The 6,449-nt window shown below is 61.6% G+C and carries 5 protein-coding genes and 1 pseudogene; 2 read left to right on the plus strand and 4 right to left on the minus strand.

All coding sequences use genetic code 11. The annotated features are described in order from the left end of the window. Window positions 1-52: 52 nt before the first annotated feature. From HOLFODRAFT_RS0215990 to lat, 3 genes are all read right to left on the minus strand, one after another. The gene (locus tag HOLFODRAFT_RS0215990) at window positions 53-1,159 is read right to left on the minus strand and encodes a uroporphyrinogen decarboxylase family protein (protein ID WP_005033891.1); all 1,107 of its coding nucleotides are present in this window, start codon (window positions 1,157-1,159) and stop codon (window positions 53-55) included. Window positions 1,160-1,168: 9 nt separating this feature from the next. Continuing rightward, a complete protein-coding gene (locus HOLFODRAFT_RS0215995; protein ID WP_005033893.1) occupies window positions 1,169-1,798 on the minus strand; it encodes a cobalamin B12-binding domain-containing protein in 630 nt (209 codons plus the stop codon). Between the two features lie 254 nt (window positions 1,799-2,052). After that, entirely contained in the window at window positions 2,053-3,399 is a 1,347-nt protein-coding gene (lat, locus tag HOLFODRAFT_RS0216000) for an L-lysine 6-transaminase (protein WP_005033895.1), read from the minus strand. Between the two features lie 54 nt (window positions 3,400-3,453). Between lat and HOLFODRAFT_RS0216005 the strand changes: the two genes are divergently transcribed. Together HOLFODRAFT_RS0216005 and dusB are read left to right on the plus strand one after the other, a co-directional pair. Next, on the plus strand, window positions 3,454-3,885 hold the full coding sequence (locus tag HOLFODRAFT_RS0216005; protein WP_005033897.1) for a molybdenum cofactor biosynthesis protein MoaE: 432 nt from the start codon (window positions 3,454-3,456) through the stop codon (window positions 3,883-3,885). Between the two features lie 71 nt (window positions 3,886-3,956). Then, complete coding sequence (gene dusB / locus HOLFODRAFT_RS21820; RefSeq protein ID WP_005033899.1) at window positions 3,957-4,952, plus strand: tRNA dihydrouridine synthase DusB; 996 nt, start codon at window positions 3,957-3,959, stop codon at window positions 4,950-4,952. 478 nt (window positions 4,953-5,430) lie between these two features. Here the strand turns inward: dusB and istB are convergent. Beyond that, window positions 5,431-6,336, minus strand: a pseudogene (istB, locus tag HOLFODRAFT_RS21825) (IS21-like element helper ATPase IstB). Window positions 6,337-6,449: the final 113 nt, after the last annotated feature.

The raw sequence follows: 6,449 nt of genomic DNA on the forward strand, positions 1-6,449 counted from the left end.
GAGCCAAGCCGAAAGGCTTGGCTCCTGTTGAAGCAGAACAACAACCGATTCTTCAGCAGCCAGTCGCCGCTTGAACCATGGCCCGGACGTTCTCCACCTTGGCGTTCTGGGGCATGGTGCAGCCCGGGGCCAGGATGAAGCCAGTGGGGCCGATCTCCCGGATCAGCCGCGTGCAGTAGGCGTGGACATCGTCCGGCGTGCCCAGGGCCAGGAGGGCCGGGGGCACATCGCCCTTGATGGCCATGTGCCCGTCCAGGGCCGTCTTCAGCTTGAAGATGTCGCTGCCGTTGTCGCAGGCCCAGATGCACTTGCCCTTGGGCATCTCCCTGAAGCGCTCCATATCCCGGTTCCAGTCCCCGTCCAGGTGGAGGTTCACGAAGACCCCCTCCTCGGCGGCAGCATGGGACAGCTGGAGCAGGTAGGGCCAGACGAACTTGTTCCATAGCCGTGGGGAGAGGAAGGCGCTGGAGCCCCGGGCCACGGCCATCATCACGGAGAAGGGCTTGATCATACGGATCATGCCCCGCATCTCCTCGATGGTGTCCGTGATCATGACATCCATGACCTCTTTGAGCTTGTCGGGCATCCGGTAGAGGTCGGTCATGAACTTGGCCATGCTCCGCCCGCCAGCCAGAGGATCCAGGGGGATGTTGGGGAAGACATCGGAGAGGGTGGGGATACCGGCCTCGAAGGTGCGCTGTCCGATGATGGCCCCGAGCTTGCCCAGCTCCTCGAAATCCTGGGGGGTGAAGCCCAGCACACGGCCGTAATACTCGAACTTCCAGGCCGTCCAGCCCATCTGGAGGATGCGGTCGTAGTCCTCGTCCGTGATGTGCTCCTGCTCGTCCACCTGCCAGAGGGAGCCCTCGGGCAGCTCCTTCCCGGCCACCTTGACCCTGGACAAGGTCGCGGCGGCGACGCTCCGGGGCAGCGCCGCAGCTACCTCGATCATGTCGAACTCCGGGAAGTCGGCCACAGTCTCCAGGATGAGCTGGTTAGCGTAGAGCGGGTCGGTGGACAGGCGGGCCATGGAGCCCTGGCGGTAGGTGGCGGCCCAGGCGTCGATCCAGGCCATGACGGGGGTCCGGTCCGTGGGCTCCAGAGCCACGGCCCGGGTCATGCGGCCCAGGCGGGCGGCGCGCAGTTCAACGGGATTCATGACGACTCCTCACTGGATGCCAAGCAGCTTCTTGGAATACTCGACCGCATCCTGGGCGGTCTTGCAGTAGGCATCTGCACCCACGTAGTCCGCCGTGGTCTGGTCACAGGGACCGCCCCCGATGAGGATCTTGAGGTCCTTGCGCAGCCCGGCGGCCTCGATGGCGGAGATGCACTCCTTCATGCCATCGAAGGCCGTAGTCAGCAGACAGGAGATGCCCACCACCTGGGGCTTGTGCTCCTGGATGGCCTTGAGGTAGTCCGCCGTGGCGACATCCACCCCCAGGTCGATGACCTTGAATCCGTTGCAGCTCATCACGGTAGTGACGATATTCTTGCCGATATCGTGGATATCTCCGTAGATCGTTCCCATGACGAAGGTCCCATGGCTATGCGAGTCCGCGGCGGAAAGATCCCCGCCCAGAAGAGTGGCGGCCTCCTTGAAGATCTCGGCGGACATGATCAGCTCGGAGAGGTAGTATTCCTTCTCTTCGTACCGCTTGCCCACGATGTTCATGCCTTCCTGGAGCTTCTGGATGATTTCCAGAGCGGGAGTGCCCTGCGCCTGGAGGGCTTTCACTTCCTTGACCAGGGCTGTCTCTTCGAGATCGGCCATGGCGTTGACGAGGTTCTGGCTCATATCGATGCCTTTCAATAGAAAGAAGGGGAAATGCCGGGCAGAGCCCCCCCCCATAAACAGGGAAGAGCCAAGTATCGGAATGCGCCTGCGGCTTGGGGCAGAGGAGTGGCAGTCTGAGTCGGTGGATGAGCGGAATCACCCCCGAAAACATCAGCATGAAAGAGCTTAAACAAGGCTAACGCAAAGCATATCCACGAATAACAACAAAGTTATTCATGCCCCCATGAGTTTTCTTATCGGCATGAATATATTTTTCAAGCCTTCTGCTCAGCTACCCTTCGAATGGCTTCCCGGAGCATGTCCACCCCCAGATCCAGGTCTTCGGTGCGAAGGTTCAGAGCAGGCCGGAAGCGCAGCCCAGAGCACCCCGTGGGCATGATGACCATGCCCATCCGCTGGGTTTCCGCGATGACCTTGGCCCGAAACTCGGGGGTAAGCAGATCGATGGCACAGAAGAGGCCCCGCCCCCTGGGGTTGGAAGTCACCTCCGGAAAATCCTGATGGATCTCCTGCAGCCCCTGTAATAGCCGTTCGCCCTGCCGGGTGCTGAAGGCCAGCAGATCCTCCTCCACGATCACTTCCACGATGCGCTGAGCCCGCACCATGTCCACCAGGTTGCCCCCCCAGGTACTGTTGATGCGGCTGGGCACCTTGAAGACATTCTCCACTTCGTCGAGCCGGGCGCCCGCCGCCATGCCGCAGACCTGGGTCTTCTTACCGAAGGCGATGATATCGGGTTCCACGCCGAAGTGCTGGTGGGCCCACCACAGCCCGGTGCCGCCAAAACCGGTCTGAACCTCATCGAAAATGCATAAAAAATCATACTCCTTGGAAAGTTCGCTCAGTTTCCGGAGGAACTCGCCCCGGAAGTGATGATCGCCCCCCTCCCCCTGAATGGGCTCGATGATGAGGCAGGCGATATCGTCCGGATCCCGCTCGACGGCCTCCCGGATCTGGCGGACCGCCTCGGCCTCGGCCGCCTCCACCCGGGCCAGGTTCTCCCCCACCAGGGGGAAGGTGATCCTGGGGTTCAGGATCCTGGGCCAGTCAAACTTGGGGAAATACTGGTATTTCCTGGGATCTGCGGTGTTGGTGAGGCTCAGGGTATAGCCACTGCGGCCATGGAAGGCGTCCTTGAAGTGGAGCACCTGGGAGCCCTTCTCGCCCCGTCCCCGGGCTAGGTTCTTGCGGACCTTCCAGTCGAAGGCGGCCTTCAGGGCGTTCTCCACCCCCAGCGCCCCGCCATCAATCCAGAAGAGATACTTCAGGTAGGGGGGGAGAGCGTGGCGGCTGAAGGTCTCCACCCAATCCGCGTAGGCCGTGGTGTAGACATCGCTGTTGGCGGGCTTGTTCACGGCGATCCGGCCCAGATGGGCCTGGAACTCGGGTTCCCGGAGGCGAGGGTGGTTGTGCCCCAGGGGCGCTGTGGCGAAGAAGGAGTAGAAATCCAGGATCCGTCGGCCATCCCGGGCATCCACGATCCAGGAGCCTTGGGACTTGTCCAGGTCCATGACCAGATGGAATCCATCCATCAGCATGTGCTGTCCCAGAATCCCGAAGACGTCCTGGGGGCGCGCGTGTTCGACGAATGCATCCGACATACCGATCCTTCCATCCCCGCAGCACTGTATTCTTGGATGCAACGAGGTCTATACATGATGATCCCCTATGTCGCCGTTATGAACAGCCCCCTTGATCCCGTCGCCCTGCGTGCGGAGGCCCATGATCCAAGAGCGGGCTCCGTCGTCGTCTTCGAAGGATGTGCCCGGAATCACCACGATGACAAGGATGTGGAGCTCCTGGCCTACGAGGCCTTCGAGTCCATGGCAGTGACAGAACTGGAAAAGCTCCGGACCGAGGCCATGGAGCGCTTCGGCCTGACCCAGTGCATCATCCACCACCGCATCGGGGTTGTGCCCCTTTGTGAGGCTGCCGTCGTGGTGGTCACCGCCTCCGCCCATCGCAAGGAATCCTTCGAAGCCGTGGTCTGGATCATGGACATCATCAAGGAGCGGGTGCCCATCTGGAAGCGGGAGCGATACACCGAGGGCGGCGAGTCCTGGGTGGAAGGGGAGCAGCGGCACTGAAAGATGGCCTCACCCGGAGGGGCGGAGGACGCAGAGAGGGCTTAGAATAGGGGTTTGCTTGAGGTTCCGGTTTGGCTTTCCCCTTCGATTCCTTCTTCATTGGCCCCGTGGAGGTCAAGCCTGCGCTGGTGTTGGCGCCCCTGCATGAAATCACGGATCTCCCCTTCCGGCGGATGATCCGCGAGATCGGCGGCCTAGGGCTCACGGTTTCCGAGATGATCAGCGCCGAGGCCCTCTGGCGGCAAGCCCGTAAGGCCAAGGAGATGATGGCTTCGGAAGGGGAGCGTCCCTTCGCCATGCAGCTCGCGGGATACATCCCCGAACACCTGGCGGAGTGCACCCGGATGTGCGAGGAGGCTGGAGCGGACCTCGTGGACCTGAACATGGGCTGCCCCGCCAGCAATGTGACCAGCGGCGGGGCTGGCTCGGCCCTCCTGCGGGACTTCCGTCTGGCGGAGCGCTGCGTCCAGGCCATGGTCAAGGCCGTGAAGATCCCTGTCACGGTCAAGATGCGGGTGGGCTGGGATGCCGCCCAGAAAGAGCGCGGGGAATACCAGGATTTCCTGCGGATGTTCGAGGCCTGCGGGGTCCAAGCCGTCACCATCCACCCCAGGACCCGAGTCCAGCAGTACCTCGGGCACTCCGACTGGAGCCTCATTGCCCGGGCCGTGGAAATGGGTCTCAGCTTCCCGATCATCGGCAACGGCGACGTGAACCGCCCAGAGGAGGCCCATCAGATGGTGCGGGAGACCGGCTGCGCCGGTGTGATGATCGGTCGGGGCGCCATGTACAACCCCTTCCTGTTCAAGCAGATCCTGGATCCGGATCTGGAGGTCAGCCCGGACATGCGCATCGACGCCACCCTGCGCTTCTTCCGACTCACCCTGGAAGCGGGGGATGAGCGGGCGGCCCTGCACAAGATCAAGAAAATCGGCGCCTGGTTCACCAAGGGCCTGCCAGGGGGCGCCAAGTTCCGCCACCGCCTCAATGAGCGCAACGATCCCGAGGAACTGATCCAGGACATCGAGGCCCTGCGCCTCGAGGCCCGCCACGCACACGAGGAGTAGAAGAGGGCATCACGCGAACACCTCACGGTAGGGAAATGACAGGCACAAAGAGCAATATTGAAGAAATTTCCATGACAACTCATTATCCTACTGCTTTTATCCTGCTCATCCTGCATATCCTGTTAAAAGCCTTTAAACAGGATAGCCAGGATGGGCAGGATAAAATAAGAAATAAAACAATTAATTCACATCAACAAAACAACTGCCATATAACGATTTATACGCATTCGCAAACAGAAGAATAAATTCCACCACCAAGGCTCCAAGGGCACCAAGCATCACCAAGAAAAGCATGATGCGTCGACCAGGACACTCAGGCCTGGTTCCGGGAGGGGCAGGTGGCTACGGCATGTTGAACGAAGCCGCTCCGCGGCGGGGGTGGCGCCGTGTGGCGGGCCCGCGCAGTAAGAAAGCTAGCAATTCCATGTAAATGAAGGCTCCTTGGTCATCGCGATGTTGACGCATCGCCAGACGACTGTCAAGCGACATGAAAATTAACCCACCCGGCGACACGAATATTGACCCCCTTGTTGTATGAGCCCGTGGGGTGTCTGGAGCGTAGGCCGTAGGCCGAAGCGGAGGACACCCCACGTGGGTGCGGCTCGAGGTGGTGGCCGCTGGCACGGGGCCGGACGATCCCGGCTCGGCGCTTCTCCCGCAGGCGGTAACTCTCGCCTTTGATGGTGATGATGTGGCTGTGGTGCAGCAGTCGGTCCAGGATGGCGGTTGCCAGGATGGTATCCCCGAACACCTCGCCCCACGCACCCACTGGCTGGTTGCTGGTGATCATGAGGCTGCCCCGCTCATATCTCCGGTTCACGAGCTGGAACATGAGGTGGGCCGCCCGCCGCTCGAAGGGTAGATATCCTAGCTCATCCACAATCAGTAGTTTGGGCTTCGAGAAAATGCAGGAGACGCTCCTCCAGGCGACCCTCTGCCTCGGCCCGCACCAGTTGACCCACCAGGGCCGTGGCGCTCACGAACAGGCAGCTCGCGCCCCGTTCGATGGACTTCCGCCCAACCCGATGGCCAAGTGGGTCTTACCCACCCCTGGTGGCCCAAGGAGCAGGATGTTCTCCGCATGAGCGATGAAGGTCCCCGTCTCCAGCTCCCGGATCAGGCGGCGATCCAGGCTCGGCTGAAGGTCGAAGTCGTAGTCATCCAGGCTCCGCCGGATCGGGAAGTGGGCGATCTGGATGCCCATCCGGGTTCGCTTTGAGTCCTTGGCCGCTGCCTCCTCCGAGAGCACCAGATCCAGGAAGTCCAGGAAGCTCAGTTCCTTTCGTGCAGCCTCCTGAAGCAGGCCATCCAGGCGGTCCCGGGTCGTCGTCAGCTTCATCCGGCTCAGGTGGCTCTGAATGCGCTCCATCTGGGGGTTCACCATGGCTCACCTCCCACCACCTCCTCGTAGACCGACGAGGGGGCGCTCGTATTTCAGTTGGGGCGACCGATCCAGGCGTGTCCGTTCACGAAGGTCAGCACGTGGCCAGGATCCTC

Source organism: Holophaga foetida DSM 6591 (assembly GCF_000242615.2).
In the GTDB taxonomy this organism is placed as follows: Bacteria; Acidobacteriota; Holophagae; order Holophagales; family Holophagaceae; genus Holophaga; species Holophaga foetida.